Here is an 18,255-nt window from a genome sequence, read left to right as displayed (position 1 = left end):
AGTGGGCCAACTGCTTCAACGCTTTGTGTCCAGAGGCTTTGCTTGCTTTGGGTGCGGCATGTGAGGCGCTGGGCATAGCGATCGGCGCATGACAAAAGCCTGACCCTGAACCGGATGTCAATATGCGAGGAGGCGGTATGATTGCTGGGTATGACCCAGATACCCCCCATTGCAAAAGTCTCGATTGACGCCATTCGAATGCTGGCCCTGGATGCCGTCGAGCAGGCCAAATCGGGCCACCCGGGGATGCCGATGGGCATGGCCCCAGCGGCTTATGTGCTCTGGACGGAGTTTCTAAAGCACAACCCCAAAGACCCTGGCTGGCCCGCGCGTGACCGCTTCGTGCTTTCGGCGGGCCACGGCTCGATGCTGCTGTATGCGCTGCTGCACCTGAGCGGCTACGACCTGCCCCTGGAAGAACTCAAGCGCTTTCGCCAATGGGACTCCAGGACGCCCGGACACCCCGAGTATGGCCACACCCCTGGGGTCGAGGTGACCACCGGCCCCTTGGGGCAGGGGATTGCGACCGCGGTGGGTATAGCCATCGCCGAGCGCAAGCTGGTGGCCGAGTTTGGCGAAATTGCCGAGCATTACACCTATGTGATTGCTTCCGATGGCGACTTGATGGAGGGGGTAAGCGGGGAGGCCTCCTCGCTGGCCGGGCATTTGCGGCTGGGCAAGCTGATTGTGCTTTACGACGACAACGAAATTTCCATTGACGGCAGCACCGAACTGGCCTTCACCGAAGACCGCCTTAAGCGCTACGAGGCCTATGGCTGGCATGTGGTGCCCGGCGTGCATGGGGAAGACCTCGAGGGCATTCGTGCGGCGCTCCTCGAAGCCCAGGCCGACCCCCGGCCCAGCCTGATCTCAGTACGCTCGATAATTGGGTTTGGCTCGCCCCTGGCGGGGCATCACAAAGCCCACTCCGATGCCATGGGGCCTGAAAAAGTGGCGGCCACCCGACAGGCTTTAGGCTGGCCCTACGAGCCATTTGTAATTCCCGACGAGGTGTATGCCCACTACCGTCAGGCTATTGAGCGGGGCGAAAAGGCCCAGGCCGAATGGCAGGCCAAGCTCGAGGCCTATACCCAGAGCCACCCGGAAAAAGCAGCCGAGTTTCGCCGTCGGCTCGAGCGCCGACTGCCCCAGGGCTGGGAAACCCACCTGCCCAGCTTTGCTGCTGGCGAGAAGCTGGCTACCCGGGCGGCCTCCGGCAAGGTGCTGGAAAAGCTGGTTCCAGTGCTGCCGGAGTTGGTGGGCGGTTCTGCCGACCTGACCCCCTCCAACAACACCCGCACCCCCGATATGAGCGATTTCAGCGCCAGTAACCCTGGCGGGCGCTACATCCGCTATGGGGTGCGTGAGCACGCCATGGGGGCTGCCATGAACGGCATCGCCCTGAGCCGTGCTTTGCGCCCGTATGGGGGCACCTTCCTGGTCTTTTCGGACTACATGCGCCCGGCTATTCGGATGGCGGCCTTGATGGGAACCCCCACCATCTTTGTCTTTACCCACGACTCCATTGCGGTAGGGGAGGACGGCCCCACCCACCAGCCCATCGAGCACCTGATGAGCCTGCGGGCCATCCCCAACCTGTGGGTGATACGGCCCGCCGACGCCAACGAGACCGCGGTGGCCTGGAAGATGGCTTTGGAGCGTACCGACGGCCCCACTGCCCTGATCCTGACCCGCCAGGCCCTGCCCGTGCTGACCGATGTGCGGCCTAAAGGGGTGGCGCGCGGGGGCTATATCCTCTCCAATGTGCCCCAGGCCAGGGCCGCCATTGTGGCCACTGGCTCGGAGGTTTCGCTGGCGCTGGAGGCCCAGAAGCTGCTGGCCGAAGAAGGCATACCGGTGCGGGTGGTCTCGCTGCCGTGCTGGGAGGCCTTTGAAGCCCAGCCCGAGGACTACCGCCAAGGGATTCTGCCCAAAAGCCTGCCCACCCTGGCCCTCGAGGCCGGTACGCCCCTAGGCTGGGAGCGCTACGCCCATCGCACGCTGGGCCTCGAGCGCTTTGGTGCCAGCGCACCTTTTGCCGACGTCTACAGCAAACTGGGCTTTACCCGGGAGCGGGTGGCCGCCGAAGTGAAGTCCCTGTTGGGGGTTTGAATGTTTCAGGCCATCTTCTCGAATCTGCCCGCCCTGCTCTTTACCCTGGCCCTGGCGGCGACCCTTCTGGGTCTGCTGGTCTGGGCCATGGCTGCCCAGGGAGCGGCCAGCAAGCGAACGGCCCGGTATTTGTGGGGGGCAGCGCTGGGTCTGGCCTTGTTAGGCTTGCTGCGGTTGATTGCTGCGCCCTGAAGGTGTTTGTTGTCGCGCCAACCTGCACCGTGGCCCCCGGAATACCGGCAGGGGGAGCGCTCGAATGCAGTCGGCTGTGACCGGATCCAAATCGAACGATGGGGGGATTCAACTGCGATTGGAATCACTTTGGCCTGCCCGTGCAATTGGGCCGGGATAGTAGACTGTGAGCCATGCCCAAACACGTGGTGAGTGTTTCGATAGGTTCATCCAAGCGAAATTCCAGGGCCGAGGTTTATGTGCAGAGCCTGGGGGAGACCTTTGTGCTCGAGCGCATCGGAACCGATGGGAGCTGGGAGAAGGCCATTGAGCTGGTCAAGGAACTGGATGGCAAAGTGGACGCTTTTGGGCTGGGGGGCGCCGACCTGTATGTGTATGCGGGCAACCGCCGCTACACCTTTCGTGATGCGGAACGGATGGCCAGGGCTGCCCAAAAAACCCCCATGTTGGACGGCTCGGGGCTGAAGCACACCCTCGAGCGCAACGCTATCCGGCTGCTCGAGGCCCACATCGGCTGGAAAGACAAAAAGGTGCTCATTCCCAGCGCGGTGGACCGCTTCGGGCTGGCCGAGGCGCTTGATGAGGCGGGGGCCCAGGTGCTGTATGGTGACCTAATTTTCGGGCTTGGGCTCCCAATTCCGCTTTACCGCCTGTCGCTGCTGCAAAAAATTGCCTATATCCTGCTGCCCATCATTACCCAGCTGCCCTTCCAGTGGCTCTACCCCACCGGTGAAAAACAGGAAAAGCAGGTGCAGGACTGGCGACAGCGCTATTTTGAGTGGGCCGATGTAGTGGCAGGGGACTGGCACTTTATACGCCGGTTTATGCCGCAGGATATGCGGGACAAAGTTATTCTGACCAACACCACCACCCCGGAGGACCTCGAGTTTATGCGGGCGCGGGGGGTTGCCAGACTGATTACCACCACCCCCCGCCTGGAGGGCCGCAGCTTTGGCACCAACGTGATGGAGGCTTTTATTGTGGCTGCGGCAGGAAAATACCCCCTGAGCGAGGCGGATTACCTCGAGTACATCGCCCGGCTCAAGCTGCAGCCTGAGGTAACCGAACTACAGCCCGCCGCAGGATAAAAAAACGCTCAGGACAGCCTGCGCCTGGTGGTGAGTCTTTTCTTGTAGGCCACAAAGCCCCGCTCATCGCCTCTGGCCAGGTAGGCGGCCTGTCTGGCCCAGCTGCCAAGGCTGGGGGCCAGGCGCAGCCCGGCGGCGCTCAAGGCTGCCCGCAGGGTTTCTTCTCGGGCCTCGGCGAGCTGGGCGAAGGTGGTGAGGCCAGCCGCTTGCAGGGCCGCCGATACCTTGGGGCCAATGCCCCAGATGCGCTTTAGGTCGTCGGGGCCAGGGCTTTGGGTCTTTGCCCTGCTTTTGGGCTTCTTTGCGGCTGTTGTTTTGTGCTTTTGGGGCTTTGCTTTGGCCCTCGAGGTCTTGCCTTTTGCTGCTTGGGACTTGGCACGGGTGGGTTTTTGGGCGAGGCTTTGCAGGTATTGTTCTACTGTAAAGCCCGATTCCTCGGCAGCCTGGTTGAGCTTTTCGCTCAGGGCCGACCAGGCCTTGCGTACCTTCTCGACCTGGGTGGGGGTCTGCTGCTGGGCAAAGGCCAGAGCCTGGGCCAGCAGGCGCAGGCCCTCGAGCCAGGCCTGGTGGGCTTCTTTGTTGAAGTAGACCTGGCCCTCGAAGCGGTTGACCTGCAAAAAACCTTGCAGATCGGGGTCTTGCAGTGTCTTGGGCAGTTGCTGGGCCAGGCGGGTGGGCTTCTGGGCCAGCTCGCTCTGGCGGATGAGCAGCCGGGTCAGGTCCACTGCGCGCCGGGCTGCTTTACCATCCAGCCCTAGCTCGGTCAGGGTCTGCTCGAGTACCCGCCCCAAACGCCACTCCTCCAGGTGGGCGCGGTTGCTATCGGGCATGCCCAGGCCGTGGGTGAACACCCAGCCCAGAAGCGCGCCGCTGGTTACCAGTTCGTCCTGTGCGGCCACCCTGAGTGCGCCCTCCAGACGCTTCAGCACCTGCTGCACCGGCAACAGGGCCAGCCTGCGGGTGGCATGGGCATCTATTCCCTGGTAGAGGGCCAGTAGCTTCTCCTGTACCTCTTCACGCAGGGCTGTATCCAGTTTGCCCTGGCTGGCTAAGAGCTGCTGGAACAGGCCGGGGCTACAGAGCGTGCGGAAGGGTTGTAGGATGGGTTCCAGCCAGAGCTCCTGCAGGGCTTCGTCCATACTGGGTACCCCGCGCCCGCCCAGCACCTGGGCCAGGCGGGCATAGGTGCCGTCGTGGTCGTAGACCTCGCGCCAGTCCAGGAGCACCTTGCGCTGGTAGGGGCCGAGCTCGAGGTAGAGCCCGTGCTCGTGCAGGGCCTGATTGTTGTGCAGGTACTCGAGGCCCGTTACCAGGTCGCGGAAAATGCTAAAGGTGCGGGGGTCGTGGGCAAGTTGCAAACCTTGGCCCAGCCCCAGTTGCTGGGTTTCGCGCCCCTGAGCGGCTTTGAAAGGCTGTGGAACCGACTGCCTCACCCAGACCCGAGCCACGGCGCTTTTGTTATGGTAGACCACCAAAGCCCGTTCGTTCCCGAAGCGGTTGGAAAAGGCAAAAACATCTTCGTTGACCGAATGTGCGGTTTCCTCTGTAGCACTGGCGATACCGGGGCTGTTTTGGGGGTCGCCAACATGGGCGTCATACAGCACGAAGTTCTCAACCTCGGCGAACAGATGGCGCATCTTGAGCAGGGGGAAGATTTGCTGGCGGTGGTACTCCACCAGACCCTCGTCCGGGGTTTCGTCGTAGTAAGCCCGGCGGTATTCCATGCCGTAGCGTTCGGCAAAGCCCTCCACCTGCCCGTGGCCCAGCATGGGCAGGCCCGGCAGGGTCGCACATAAGGTCATCACCCCGAAGTATTTGTCGCTCTTGCCAAACTGCTCCACAGCGGTTTTTTCATCGGGGTTGTTGAGGAAGTTGACGAAGCGCTTGAGAATCTCCGGCTCGAACTCGAGGGTGTTCTTCATGATCTGCCGGTACTCGGCGTTTTTCTCGTCGCGCAGCATGTTCATAAAGGCTGAGTTGTAGACCCGATGCATGCCCAGGGTACGCACAAAGTAGCCCTCCATCATCCAGAAGGCCTCGGCCAGCAGCAGCGTATCCGGGGCCTCTACTGCTACCCGATCCACCACCTCGCGCCAGAACTCCTTGGGCATGGCCCGGTCGAACTCCTCTTTGCTCATGGCGAAGGCGGCCCGGCTGGGAACCGAGGCCCCCCAGGGCGAGCCCCCTGGCTCGGGCCACCACAGCCGCTGGATGTGCCGTTTGGCCAGGGTCATGGCGGCGTCGAAGCGGATGATGGGAAACTGCCGGGCCACCTGCAGGATGGTCTGGATGACCGCCTCGCGCACCTCGGGGTTGAGGTAGTTGAGCTGGGCGGTGTCGTTCCAGGGCATGGCGGTACCGTCGTTGCCATGATAGATGTAGCGCACATCGCCGGTTTGACGGTCGAGCCGCTTGAACACCACGGCTGCATCGGACTTGTCGTAGTAATGGTCTTCCAGAAAGATGCCCACCCGCTCGTCCTCCGATAAATCTGGCCCATTGAAGGTGTAGTTGGGGTAGGGCGGATAGGGCAGGCTGATGAACCAGTCGGGGTGCTCCATCACCCAGCGCCCGTCAATCCCGACGTGGTTGGGAACCATGTCTGAGGCCAAGTAGATGCCGTGACGGGCAGCTTTTTGCCGCAGCACCTCTACGGCGGCCTGGCCGCCTAGGTCCTGAGCAATTACGTAGTCGTAAAGCGAGTAGGCCGAGGCCACGGCGTCGGGGTTGCCCATCATCTGCTTGATGCGCTGGGAGGCCTTGCTGCGTTCCCACAATCCAATCAGCCACAGGCCCGTTACGCCCCAGCTTTGCAGGAGGTTGAGTTCTTCCTCGGGAATCTGGTCGAGGGTCTTGATCTCGCGCCGATATTTTTTGCAGAGCTGATCGAGCCATACGTAGGTGTTTTTGGCGATAAGCACCAGGCGGGGCATCCAGTCCAGGTCGGGGCTGAAGGCCTCGGGTTCGGGCTCCTGGGACAGCCGCTTGAGGTTGAGCATCTCGCTTTGGCTGCCCCCGCCGCCCGGTTGGTCAAACTGGACGGGGGCCGCAAAAGAGCGGGCCGATTCGCGAATTATGTCCAGCGCCACCAGCAATTTGAAGTAAAAGCGCCCCAGGCTGCCACCAAAGCGCCTGAGCAAGAACTCGAGCTGGGCCTCGAGCGAGTCGGGGTGCTGCAATGCGGGCAGCCGCAGGGTTTTGAACAGGGAAAGGCCCGTCTCGGTAAAGGCCGGCTGACCCTCGAAGAAGGCCTCGAGGTTCTGGATGATGGACAGGTAGGCTGTGGAGCGCTCGAGGTTGCCGTCATCGAACAGCTCGGCAAAGGGGCCGAAGGCCGGGTTGGCGTTGGCCATCCAGAGCATGAGCATTTCTTCCAGCACAACCTCGCGGTTGGAGCGGCCTTCGGTGGCCTCGGCCAGGTAGGCCTCGAGCGCAATCTCGCCCCGGTAAACCCGTATGGGCGGAAACTCCTCGGCAAAGGTGCGCAGGGTTTTCTCGAGTTCCACAGAACCCAGGCGTTCCTCCAGCGCGGCCAGCGCTCGCCGCATAACAGCCGGATGCTGCTCAACATACTGCCGCACGATCAGGTGTAGCATCTCGTCGATCAGGCCCATGGCGTTGAGCTGGCTGGCACCCACGGCTTGCTCGGGGTGGTTAAGCAGGTCGCGCCTGGCGTTCATGGCCTCGGCAAAGCGCCGGGCTGCTTCAAAGTCGGCAAAGATCACATTCCCACTGAGCGAGAATGGCGAGAGGTCGAACTGGTAGAAATCACGTGCGCTTTTAGATACGTGAAACTCAAAAGTTCCCGGTCTGGTCTGATGGCAGCCCACAAAATCCCTCCGCTCTACCCAAAGTTTATCAGCCACTCGCTTAGGGGGCGGGAGTGCTGCGCCTTTGGCTAATCAATAAAGCGGAGCTCAATCCACCCACTCCCCACCTCGCATCAGCGCTTCAACCTGGCCGTTTTGGGTGATTCCATCTACCTCGATTTGACCCGAGCCAATCATCCAGTCGATGTGGATCAGGCTATTGTTGGCGCCAGCGGCCCGCTTTTGCTCCTGCGAGAGGGTATGGCCTCCTTCCAGGCACTCATCGTAACTGGCGCCAAAAGCGATGTGGCTGGCGGCGTTTTCGTCGTAGAGGGTTTCGTAAAAGAGCAGCCCCGACTGCGCTATAGGCGAGCTATGGGGCACCAGGGCCACCTCCCCCAAACGCCTTGCCCCTTCGTCGGTCTGGAGAAGGTGCTCCAGTATCTCCTGGCCTTTGCTGGCGTAGACCTCCACCACCTGGCCCTGCTCGAAGCGAACCCGGATGCCCTCGAGCAGGTTGCCATGCAGGCTCAGGGGTTTGCTGCTTTGTACCCAGCCTTCTACCCGTTCGCGGTGGGGGGTGGTAAATACCTCTTCGGTGGGCAGGTTGGGCACACAGCGGGCTCCGTTTTGTGCCCGGCCCGCCCCGCCTGCCCAGAGGTGCCCGTCGGCCAGCCCCACCCGAAGGTCTGTACCGGGACCCCGGAAGTGCAGGGCGGCGTAGCGCCTGGCGTTGAGGTGTTGTACCCGGCGCTCGAGGTTTTCGATATGGTTTGTCCAGGCTGCCACAGGGTCCTTGTGGTCTACCCGGCTGACCCGGAAAATGGCCTCCCACAAATGCGCCATCTGCTGCTCCGGGGGAAGATGGGGAAAGACCATCTGGGCCCAGCGCGGGGAGGCCGCTCCGATGATGCACCAGTTGGTGGCAAACCCGCTAATGCGCTGTGAGAACGGCTTGCTGTAGCGCGCGGCTGTTTGGCTGGCTTGACGGATTAGTTCGGGGTCTTGCCCCTGCAAAAGCTCTGGATCGTCGGCCAGAATACTGAGCCAGGCGTAGCCTTCGTCCAGGGCCTTGAGCCGGGCCTCCACCATAAAGGCGGCGTACTCCTCAAAGGAGTCCCGTGGGGCATGGCGGTAGCGGGCCAGGTTGAGCTGTTCGTCATATAGCTGGGTGACCACCAGCCTCGAGCCCGCCTTATAGGCTTCCTCCACCACCAGACGGGTGAGCGGCAGGGCCTCGACATTGGCATTCACAAACAGCTTCTGGCCTGGTTGTAAACCCACCCCAACCTTGATGGCTACCTCGGCGAAGCGCCGGAGCTTTTCTTCAAAAGTCGACATGCCCAAAGCCTATCCTACCAGGGCGGTATTTCAGCAGGGTGATCTGGCCTGCCGAGGCTGTAAACTAGCGCTATGCCAGAAGTGATCTCCGAACTGTACATTCCCAAGCCCCCCAAAGAGGTCTACGCCGCTGCGCGAGACCTGGCCGGCCTCAAACCCTACCTCAAGGATGTGGAAACCCTCGAGGTCCTGGAAGACCACGGAACCACCTCGCGTACCCGCTTTGTGGCGGTTGCGATGGGCAAAAAAGTGCACTGGATCGAGGACGAGCGCTGGTTCGATGACGAGCTGCGCAACGAGTTCGACAGCAAAGAGGGCGATTTCGATGTCTACCGGGGTTCCTGGACCTTCCTGCCCGAAGGCGAAGGCACCCGGGCCGTGCTGAAGCTCGAGTACGAACTCAACATCCCCATCTTTGGCGGCTTGCTGCAAAAACTGGTCAAGAAGCTCATGCAGGAAAACATCGACGACCTATTGCGCGGCCTAAAGGAACGCTGCGCTGCGGCTTGAAGTGATATAATCTAGCTTATGAGCTTTGCTCCACGATGTTAAGGGTGTCTTGTCGCCGGGGTTGTGGTGTGCTTCGAGCCTCCATCCCGGCTTTTTTCATAGCACTGCTTTAACAGGAGACCTCGATGCCTAGACCGTGGAGCCAAAAGAGCCAGACGCGGTTGGCCTGGTAAGCAATAACCAACCGAGCTGGGGTTTTTCCCTCCCAACTCACTCACCCATCTTCAGCGGAGCCTTAGTATGCCACTGCAAATTTATAACACCATGGCCAGGGCCAAACAGACTTTCGTTCCGGCCACGCCCGGATACGTTGGAATCTACGTTTGCGGCCCTACGGTTTACTCCGACCCCCACCTGGGGCATGCCCGCGGCCCCATCGTCTATGACGTGTTGCGACGCTGGTTGCGGCACCAGGGTTACCGGGTGCGTTTTGTGTCCAACATTACCGATGTGGGCCACCTTACCGACGATGCCGATGAAGGTGAAGACAAGATTCTGCGGCGGGCCAGGCTCGAGCGCTTAGAGCCCATGGAAATAGCCGAAAAATACATGTGGAGCTACTTCGATGAGTTGCAGGCCCTGAACGTTCTGCGCCCCGATATTACCCCCCGGGCTGCCGGGCACATTCCCGAGCAAATCGAGCTGACAGAAGCTTTGCTAAAGCGGGGGCATGCCTATGTGGCGAATGGCTCGGTTTACTTTCGGGTCAGAAGCTGGCCCGAGTTTGGCAAGCTCTCCAACCGCGATATTGAAGACCAGGAAGCGGGGGCAAGGGTCGAGGTGCGCGAAGAGAAAGAAGACCCCCGCGACTTTGCCCTGTGGAAGCGGGCCGAACCGGAGCACATCATGCGCTGGAACTCGCCCTGGGGGGTGGGATTCCCCGGCTGGCACATTGAGTGCTCGGCCATGAGCCTCAAATACCTGGGCGACGGCTTCGACATCCATGCGGGCGGGGTGGATCTGCAGTTTCCCCACCACGAGGCCGAAATTGCCCAGGCCGAGGCCGCCGGACACACCTTTGCCCGCTACTGGATGCACCACTACCACGTGCTGCTCAATGGTCAGAAAATGTCCAAAAGCACCGGCAACCTCATCACCCTGGCCGAGCTACGGGCCAGGTATGAGCCCATGTACATCCGCTTTTACTTGCTTGGCAGTCACTACCGTAGTGTGCTGGACTTTACCGACGAGGGCCTCGAGGCGGCCAAAAACGGCTACCTTCGCCTGCTAAACGCCTACCGTGAAATACGCCGCCTGCTTCACCATGCACCCTCTGGTCGGCACACCGGGCTGGAGCGGGCTGCCACAACGCTGCGACAGACCTTTGCCGAAGCCCTGGACGACGACTTGAACACGGCCCAGGCCATTGCTGCGTTCTTCAACTTTGTCACCGACCTCAACAAAGCCCTGGCCGAACGGCCCGGTCGGGAGAGCTTGCTCGAGGCCGAACGGGTTTTTGCCGAGCTAGGAGAAGGTGTGCTAGGGCTTTTCCCGGCGCGGGTGCTGGAAAACCAGCTTGGTGGGGCCTTGCTCGAGGGCCTGGTTTCACTGCTGCTGGAGATTCGCGAGGAGGCACGCAAAAACCGCAATTTTGCCCTGTCGGATCGGATCCGCGACCGCCTAATCGAGCTGGGGGTCGTGGTCGAGGACACCCGTGAAGGCCCCAAGTGGAAGGTGAGCGTATAGGGTGTTCTTCATATTCATGCCAAACACAAGGCCCCGCTAAGCGGGGCCTTTAGCTGGTTTCACAGCGCTTACTCGCGCTGCGAGTTCATGATGGCTACGTAGTGCAGGATGGTAGCCAGGGAGTTGGCCAGTGCGGCCACGTAGGTCATGGCGGCGGCAGTCAGAACCGCTCGAGCCCCGCCAATTTCGCGGTTATCCAGAAAGTTCATCTTCTTGAGGATGCTCAATGCACGGTTCGAAGCGTCGAACTCTACCGGCAAGGTTACCAGCTGGAACAGTGCGGCGGCGGCGAAGAGCCAGATGCCAATGTTCATCAGGCCAGCGGCGCCCATGAACATCCCAATAAGGAAAATCCAGGGTCCCCACATGCTGCCCAGGTTGGCTACCGGCAGGATGCTGTGCCGCACCCGCAGCCAGGCATAGCCTTTGGCATCCTGAAGGGCATGACCCACCTCGTGGGCCGCTACCGCCAGGGCGGCTGCCGAGGGGGAGTGGAAGTTGGGCTCGGATAGGCGCACAGCCTTGGCAATGGGGTCGTAGTGGTCGGTCAGGGCGCCCGGTGTCATTTCTACCCGCACGTTGTGCAAGCCGTAGGCATCCAGAATCGCCCGGGCCACCTGCTCACCCGTGACACCCCGGCTGTTGGCTACCCGGCTGTAGCGGGCATAGGTCCGCTGCAGCCAGAACTGTATAAACAGCGTGGCCACAAAAACTGCAATCATCAGAATGAACGTTATCGTCATCATCTCCTCCTACACGTATAAGGTAGCAAACTGTATATGAGCGCTCTGAGTCTTGGGTCACCAGGGCCTGCGAAGCATCAACAGCTCCCCCCGCGGCCCAATCTTTGGCTTGAAGGCCAGGGTAAACCGCTTAGGGCTATGGTTGCAGGGGTTGGCTGCGCACGGTGAAGCGAAGCGCGGTGCGCTCTTCGCTCTCGAGCTCGAGCTTCACAAAGGCGGGCTTTACTACCAGGTCCAGGTTGTCTGGGGCGATGTAACCCCTGGCAATCGCGATGGCCTTGACGGCCTGGTTGACTGCCTCGGGGCCGATGGCCTGCACCTCGACCTCGCTCTGGGAGCGCAGCAGCGCGGCGATAGCGCCTGCTACAGAGTTGGGACGTGACTTGCTGGATACACGCAGCGTTTCCACAAAACCTCCTAGTACACCGTCCACAGGGTTAGCGAAGAGGACACTTAAATATACGAAGGCTGCTTGATGTGCTCCATGCTCGGCCCCACTTTTGCCCTCATGGGGTTTGGGCGTACCACCAGGTGCAACGCTCCTTTCTGCATTGTAGGAGTAAAGGCAAGGCAGTGTCAATAAAATGCGTTGTTGAAGGATTATTCTAGACCGGCTGCAAACCGCCCAATGCCCACGGGTGAGGCCTTGGGTATTTTTGTCCTGTACTGCGAATTGCGCGAGTTTTGCACGGGCAGGTTGTATTGACTGGGGCCAGGGTGGTTCGTATACTGCTTCAAATCTTCGCAAACTTATGCGAAGGTTCCCCCCTACATCAAGTTCAACCCCGGAGGTCTGATAAATGAGATTTAGTGAGGCATACCCTGGTATACCAAATGGACGCGACGCTTGCGGAATTATCGCAATTGCCGAAAAGAGTGCGCGCCCAAGTCATGCCAATGTGCAGCGTACCATCGAAAGCCTCTACAGAATGGCGCACCGGGCAGGTTTGATTCGGGGGGAAGGCGATGGCACAGGCATTCAGACCGACCTCCCGCGCGAGCTTTGGGCGGGCTACCTGTACGAAGCTGGCCTCGATAGCAACCTGGCACAAAACCCCCGTTTCTTTGTGGGGCACCTTTTTATACCTAAAAGCGAAGGCACTCGCATTCAGGAGCTATTTGACCTGTTCAGGGTAGAGGGTTCCAGGCGGGGCATCAAGCTGCTTTTGGAGCGAAAAGGAGAGACCAACAGCCGCGTGCTGGGGCCGGTGGGAAAGCGCACTGAGCCGCTGTTCTACCAGGTGGCCGGCCTATCCACCGATGGTGATGGGCCCCTGTGGGAGCTGGGCTTGCTGCTCGAGCAACGCTTTCCGGTACACGTGGTTTCGCTTTCGACGGCCACTGTGGTCTATAAGGTGCGGGGTTCCGCCGAAATTCTCAAGCGCTATTTTCCCGAGCTGTCGCGGGCGGAGTACAAATCCACCATTACCCTGGGCCACAACCGCTACTCCACCAACACCATGTCCACCTTCGAGGCGGTACAGCCCTTTGGCTTGCTGGGACATAACGGTGAAATCAACACTATTGAGCGCCTGCGGCGTGAAGGCCGCTTTTTGGGCATACCGCTCACGGGTGGCTCTGATTCGCAAGACCTGAACCGGATTTTGGAGGGACTGCTGTACCGATTTGGTCTTTCCCTCTCCGAGGCTATGGACGTGGCTTTTCCGCCTATTCTGGGCGAGATTAAAAATTATTCCCCGGCCCTGCAAGACCTCTACATGAACCTGCGCCAGCGCTTCGGTCCACTGGCCCAGGGGCCTGCCGCCCTGGTGACGCGCCACCGCGAAGAGGCTGTATTCGGCACCGATGCCATGGGGCTGCGTCCTTTGTGGTTTGTCGAGACCGACTCGGAATACGTTTTTAGCTCGGAGCGTGGGGTCTTTACGGTGGAGGAGTTCGTTTCTGAACCGCGCCCCTTTGCGCCCGGCGAAAAGATGTATCTTCGCCTGACCCCCGAAGGGACACGCCTTTTCCCCTTCGACCGCCACCAGCGACAGGTGCTCGAGCGCATCCTGACCAAGACCCACAACCTCGAGGGCTATGCGGCTCACCTGGCCGGGCCCCGCTACCACGGGCTTCCCCCGGTGGCCGGAGGCAGCGAGGCCCAGGTGGAAGACAAGCCTGCGCCGCCTTCCTTGAACCTCGAGCGGGCCTACGGTTGGGATCGCTGGGATGCGGGCTACCTCGAGGCCCTTGCAGAAAGCGGCAACGAGCCCATTGGCTCGCTGGGCTACGATGGCCCGATTGCGGCCCTGAACCCGGAAAAACCCAACCTCTCGGAGTTTTTTAAAGAGACCGTGGCGGTGGTAACCAACCCGGCCATCGACCGCGAACGTGAAATCGAGCATTTTTCCACCCGCAGCATTCTGGGCCGACGGCCTTTGCCGGATGGGCGAGGGGCAGGCCACGTGGAAGAGCTGGTGGTGCCGATTCTGCTCGAGGAAACCTCGCCTGCCACCCTGACCATTGTCCAGGGGCATGGCACCCTGACCTATGAGGAAGCCCTGCGCCGCTTCAAGCATGCTGTGCTGCCATTGCAGTTTTCGGTTGAAGAGGGTATTGCTGCGGGGCTGCGGCGCTTGCAAGAGGCGGCTGTTGCGGCGGTTCGGGGGGGCGCCGAACTGCTGGTGCTCTCGGATCGGGGTGCATTCGAGGGGGGCGTCTGGCTAGATGTTTACCTGGCCCTGGCGGCTATTGGCAAGGCCCTGGAAGAGGCCCGCGACGAGGAAGGAATTTCCCTGCGCCGCCGCACCTCGATGCTGGTGCACTCCGGCGGGGTACGCAACCTGCACGACCTGGCGGTCTGCCTGGGGCTGGGAGCCGATGCAATAGCCCCCTGGCTGATGCAACACAAGGCCCAGGCCAGCAAGGGTACCCTGGGCCTGCAGAACCTGCTCGAGGGCCTCAAGAAGGGCCTGGAGAAGGTTATCTCTACCATGGGCATCCACGAGCTGCGCGGCTATGGGCGTATCTTCAGTGCCATTGGCCTCAAACCCGAGCTGGCTGAACATTTTGGCATCCGCAACTTCCTGGGTTCCGAAAAGGCTGGCTACGGCTTGCTGGAGCTCGAGCGAACCCTTCTGGAGCGGCTCAACCTGCTCAACGCCGAGAAAGTTCCTCCAGCCAAGGACTTCCGCTTTAACTCCCGCATTTTTAAGGCGGCTATGGATGTTTCCTCGGGCCAGTCCCCTTATGAACACTTCCAGGAGAAGGTAAGGGGGCTCGAGCACGAATCGCCGGTGGCAGCCCGGCAGCTTCTGGGGGTCAAGTTCCCCAACAAATCCGAGGTCAACCCCGAAGAAGTAGACCTGAGCGTGGGGGGACACTCCCTGCCTTTTGTGATTACGGCCATGAGCTTTGGCTCCCAGGGTGAGGCCAGCTTCCGGGCTTACATCGAGGCGGCTAAGAAGCTCAACATGGTTTGCATTAACGGTGAGGGGGGTGAAATCCCCGATATGCTGGGTAAATATACCCACTGGCGCGGCCAGCAGGTGGCCTCGGGCCGCTTTGGGGCGCATGCCTACATGCTCAACTCGGCGGGCTTCATCGAAATTAAAATCGGCCAGGGGGCCAAACCGGGCGAAGGGGGCCACCTGCCGGGCAAAAAAGTTACCGCCAAAGTGGCGGCAGCCCGCAACGCCGTTCCGGGGGTAGACCTGATCAGCCCCTCCAACAACCACGACCTCTACTCCATCGAAGACCTGGCGCAGCTCATCGAGGAACTCAAGACCGTCAACCCCAAGGCCAAGGTCTCGGTCAAGGTGCCGGTGATCCCCGGTATTGGCACCATCGCGGTGGGCATTGCCAAGGCCGGTGCCGACGTGATTGCCCTCTCAGGTTTCGAGGGGGGTACGGGGGCGGCCCGCTGGCATGCCCTCAAATACGCCGGTTTGCCGGTGGAAATTGGCGTGCGACGAGCCCACCGGGCCCTGGTGCGGGCTGGCATGCGCGACAAGGTCGAAATATGGGCCGATGGGGGTCTCAAAACCGCCTACGACACCCTGCGGATGGTGCTCCTGGGCGCAGACCGGGTGGGCATGGCGACCATGGCCATGGTGGCGATTGGCTGTACCATCTGCCGCCAGTGCCAGATGGACACCTGCCATGTGGGCATCGCTACCCAGATCGAGACCACCGAGCAAGCCCAGGCCCACGGGCTCAAGCGCTTTGTACCCCAAGAGCTCGAGCGGGCGGTGGAGCAGCTGACCACCTTTTTTGGGGCCAAGGGCCAGGAGTTGCGTCGCCTGGTCGCCGCGCTGGGGGCTGGAAGCCTGCGTGAGCTGGTGGGCCGCAGCGATCTGCTGGTGCAAGAAGGCCACACCGACGAGCTGGATCTTGGCTACTTCTTTGAACCAGTCTCGGCCCCGGAGTGGCTGGGCGAACGCTCGGCCCATGTGCTGCGCAAACCCCTGAACCAGCTCACCCGCTCGATTACCGAGGTGATTACCCAGGCCTATGCCGAAGGCGGACGGGAGCTGTTGTTCCAGGAGGGGCCGGTAGGCTCGACCGACCGGGCTTTGGGAACACACCTGGCCGGCGAAATTGCCCGCCGCCGTCTGTACGGCAAGGGCTGGGATGCCAGGGTAGAAATCCGCTTCGATGCGGGGAGTGTGGCCGGCAACGGAGTGGCTGCTTTCAATGTTGAGGGGCTGGATATCGTGGTGGAGGGTGGTGCACAGGATGGCATCGCCAAGAACGCCTATGGCGGCAAGGTGGCAATCCTCAAGGGCCGCAACCCCTTTGGCCAGTATGTGGACGGTTCGGTAGGAAAGTCGTTCGCTTATGGGGCCATTGGGGGCTTGTTGATTGTGGAAGGGCAGGCCGACAGCCGTTTCTGCATCCGCCTTTCGGGGGCCGACGTGGTGCTGGCCGGGGAGCCCGACCGTCCTGTACAAGACGAACTCGGCAACATCGCGGCCCGCGCCCAGGCCAAGGGCTTTGCCTTCGAGTACATGACCCGTGGGCGTGCGGTGGTGCTGGGCGATCCGGGCCCCTGGATCTGTTCTGGAATGACCGGGGGGCGGGTCTATCTGCGCTACTGGCCCGAGATGGGCCTGAACGAAGAAGCCATGCACCGGCGGCTGGCCAAGGGGGCCAAAGTGGCCATCCAAAAGCTGGACGAGCGGGGCATTGCCGATGTGCGCGAACTGATGAGCGCCTACCTTGATGCCCTGCGGGCTGCCGAGCGGGAGGACAAGGCCGAGCGGCTGCTGCGGCTGCTGGCCGACCCAGCGTCCCACTTCCGCATGGTGCTGCCCATCAACCAGCAAGTGGTGCAGGAAGTTAGTACCGAGTAGGCAATCCGATGGCGAGGTGGGGTGGCCCCAAAGCCGCTCCACCTCGAGCTGTGCCGGCGCAGAGAGGACTGCCACATACACTATCGCACCCTGCACAGGACGCAGTAGTAATGTTGGTGACTGGTAGGCTTTTATCATAAGAGGCTATGAACACGGTACAGATACCCAGCCCGCTGCCGTACCTGGCGGAGATACCCGACCCGAGGGAGTACCTGAAGACGGAGCACGAGTGGGAGGACTTGATGCTGATGAGCCTGATGGCCTTGGGGAGCGGGCGCACGAACATCCTGGCGATAGCGCAGTGGATCGAGGACGAGCAGAAGTATTTGCTAAACACTTTGAAGATACGCAATCGCTACGGGGAGCGAAAACTGCCCGCCCAGGCTACGGTGTACCGCTTCTTCTGGTTCCTGGAGGCGGAGCTGGAGGCTATGAGCGCGGCGATGCTGGCTTGGGGGAGGGATGTGCTGAGGGCGGTGGGCCGGGAGGAGACCCTGGCCGTGGCTGCCGACGGCAAGCACCTGCGGGGGACGAGGCGGGGGCGGAAGGGGGAGGAGGCCCTGGTGTTCCTGTCGGCCCTGGTGCAGGGGCTGGGGCTGAGTCTGGGCGGCACCACGGTCACGACCACCGAGGCCCAGGCCGCAGAAGGGCTGCTGGTGCGACTGGCACGGATGGAGGAGTTGGGGGTGGATTGGCTGATAACCGGCGATGCCGGGCTGACGAGCAAGGCCTTGGCCCAGAAGGCCGTGGAGCAAAAGGGGGCTACCTCTTCGCGGTCAAGGACAACCAGAAAGACCTCAAACACCTGATCGAGTGGGCCTTCGCCGAATACCCCCCCGGCCCCGCCGACCAGTACCTGCACCACGAGGTCAGGAGCGGCCAGCTTTGGATCTGGACGCTGAGCCTGGCCCCCATGCCCCAGAGCCTCTCAGGCTTCGCGGCCTCTACCCACGCCCTCCGAATGCACCGCCACATCACCCACAAGTCCACCGGCGAGGTCAGCGAGGAGACCGACTACGCCATCTCCTGGAGCGCTTTCTACGCCCTCTGGCGCGGTCACTGGGAGGTCGAGAACCGCCTCCACCACAAGCGCGACACCGTGTTCGGCGAGGACGCCTGCCGAACCCGCAAGGGGGCTGCCGGGATGATGTATCTCAGGGATGTTGTCCTAAACCTCCTTCACCTCAACCACCGCCCCGCACTCCGCTCCACCCGACACTTCTCCGCAAACACGCACGACCTATATCGCTTTTTGTCCGGATCGTGATAAAAGCCTAGGTGACTGGCTCAAAGACTATGAAGAGCATTTAAGTTGCGCCAGGGCAGATTGGCAAAACCAGCGGAATGAGTCAATGCATACTTGGCGCAATTCCTAAAGCGAACTTTCGGTACGGCATCTTGCATTTCGCTTATGGAGACACTTATCCCACATTCCGCACCCCTCTACCTTGACTTTAGGATTTTGGGGTGGAAACCA

12 protein-coding genes are annotated in these 18,255 nt (G+C 61.3%); 8 read left to right on the top strand and 4 right to left on the bottom strand.

Annotated features, from left to right (window positions below):
• Nucleotides 1–150: 150 nt before the first annotated feature.
• From tkt to ABWU19_RS05330, 3 genes are all read left to right on the top strand, one after another.
• The gene (tkt, locus tag ABWU19_RS05340; protein ID WP_435900730.1) at nt 151–2,112 is read left to right on the top strand and encodes a transketolase; all 1,962 of its coding nucleotides are present in this window, start codon (nt 151–153) and stop codon (nt 2,110–2,112) included.
• Nucleotides 2,113–2,304: a hypothetical protein gene (locus ABWU19_RS05335; RefSeq protein ID WP_435900729.1), complete on the top strand. Its 192-nt coding sequence runs from the start codon at nt 2,113–2,115 to the stop codon at nt 2,302–2,304.
• Between the two features lie 173 nt (nt 2,305–2,477).
• Entirely contained in the window at nt 2,478–3,392 is a 915-nt protein-coding gene (locus ABWU19_RS05330) for a quinate 5-dehydrogenase (RefSeq protein WP_435900728.1), read from the top strand.
• 8 nt (nt 3,393–3,400) lie between these two features.
• Here ABWU19_RS05330 and ABWU19_RS05325 read toward each other — a convergent pair whose 3' ends face one another.
• The gene (locus ABWU19_RS05325) at nt 3,401–7,222 is read right to left on the bottom strand and encodes an alpha-amylase family glycosyl hydrolase (RefSeq protein ID WP_435900727.1); all 3,822 of its coding nucleotides are present in this window, start codon (nt 7,220–7,222) and stop codon (nt 3,401–3,403) included.
• A gap of 87 nt (nt 7,223–7,309) precedes the next feature.
• Complete coding sequence (locus ABWU19_RS05320) at nt 7,310–8,542, bottom strand: aminopeptidase (RefSeq protein ID WP_435900726.1); 1,233 nt, start codon at nt 8,540–8,542, stop codon at nt 7,310–7,312.
• Nucleotides 8,543–8,614: 72 nt separating this feature from the next.
• Between ABWU19_RS05320 and ABWU19_RS05315 the strand changes: the two genes are divergently transcribed.
• Complete coding sequence (locus tag ABWU19_RS05315; RefSeq protein ID WP_435900725.1) at nt 8,615–9,052, top strand: type II toxin-antitoxin system RatA family toxin; 438 nt, start codon at nt 8,615–8,617, stop codon at nt 9,050–9,052.
• Nucleotides 9,053–9,292: 240 nt separating this feature from the next.
• Nucleotides 9,293–10,738 (top strand): cysteine--tRNA ligase, encoded by a 1,446-nt coding sequence (gene cysS / locus ABWU19_RS05310; RefSeq protein ID WP_435900724.1) that lies wholly within the window; start codon nt 9,293–9,295, stop codon nt 10,736–10,738.
• A gap of 68 nt (nt 10,739–10,806) precedes the next feature.
• Here the strand turns inward: cysS and ABWU19_RS05305 are convergent, their stop codons facing one another.
• Together ABWU19_RS05305 and ABWU19_RS05300 are read right to left on the bottom strand one after the other, a co-directional pair.
• Nucleotides 10,807–11,484, bottom strand: coding sequence for a zinc metallopeptidase (locus ABWU19_RS05305; protein ID WP_435900723.1), 678 nt, complete (start codon nt 11,482–11,484; stop codon nt 10,807–10,809).
• Nucleotides 11,485–11,617: 133 nt separating this feature from the next.
• A complete protein-coding gene (locus tag ABWU19_RS05300) occupies nt 11,618–11,890 on the bottom strand; it encodes a stage V sporulation protein S (protein WP_027876681.1) in 273 nt (90 codons plus the stop codon).
• 391 nt (nt 11,891–12,281) lie between these two features.
• Between ABWU19_RS05300 and ABWU19_RS05295 the strand changes: the two genes are divergently transcribed.
• The 3 genes from ABWU19_RS05295 to ABWU19_RS05285 all read left to right on the top strand — a co-directional run bounded on the left by ABWU19_RS05295 (nt 12,282) and on the right by ABWU19_RS05285 (nt 18,045).
• Nucleotides 12,282–16,778, top strand: a complete 4,497-nt coding sequence (locus ABWU19_RS05295; protein WP_435900722.1) for a glutamate synthase-related protein — start codon at nt 12,282–12,284, stop codon at nt 16,776–16,778.
• Nucleotides 16,779–16,924: 146 nt separating this feature from the next.
• Nucleotides 16,925–17,587 (top strand): transposase family protein, encoded by a 663-nt coding sequence (locus tag ABWU19_RS05290; protein WP_435900721.1) that lies wholly within the window; start codon nt 16,925–16,927, stop codon nt 17,585–17,587.
• Nucleotides 17,470–18,045 (top strand): hypothetical protein, encoded by a 576-nt coding sequence (locus ABWU19_RS05285; protein ID WP_435900720.1) that lies wholly within the window; start codon nt 17,470–17,472, stop codon nt 18,043–18,045. The genes ABWU19_RS05290 and ABWU19_RS05285 overlap by 118 nt, the downstream gene beginning before the upstream one ends.
• Nucleotides 18,046–18,255: the final 210 nt, after the last annotated feature.

The organism is Meiothermus cerbereus (genome assembly GCF_051297115.1).
Taxonomy (GTDB): Bacteria; Deinococcota; Deinococci; order Deinococcales; family Thermaceae; genus Meiothermus; species Meiothermus cerbereus_A.
Note: the sequence above shows the minus strand (reverse complement) of the source record. Positions and strands in the feature narration are given on the sequence as shown.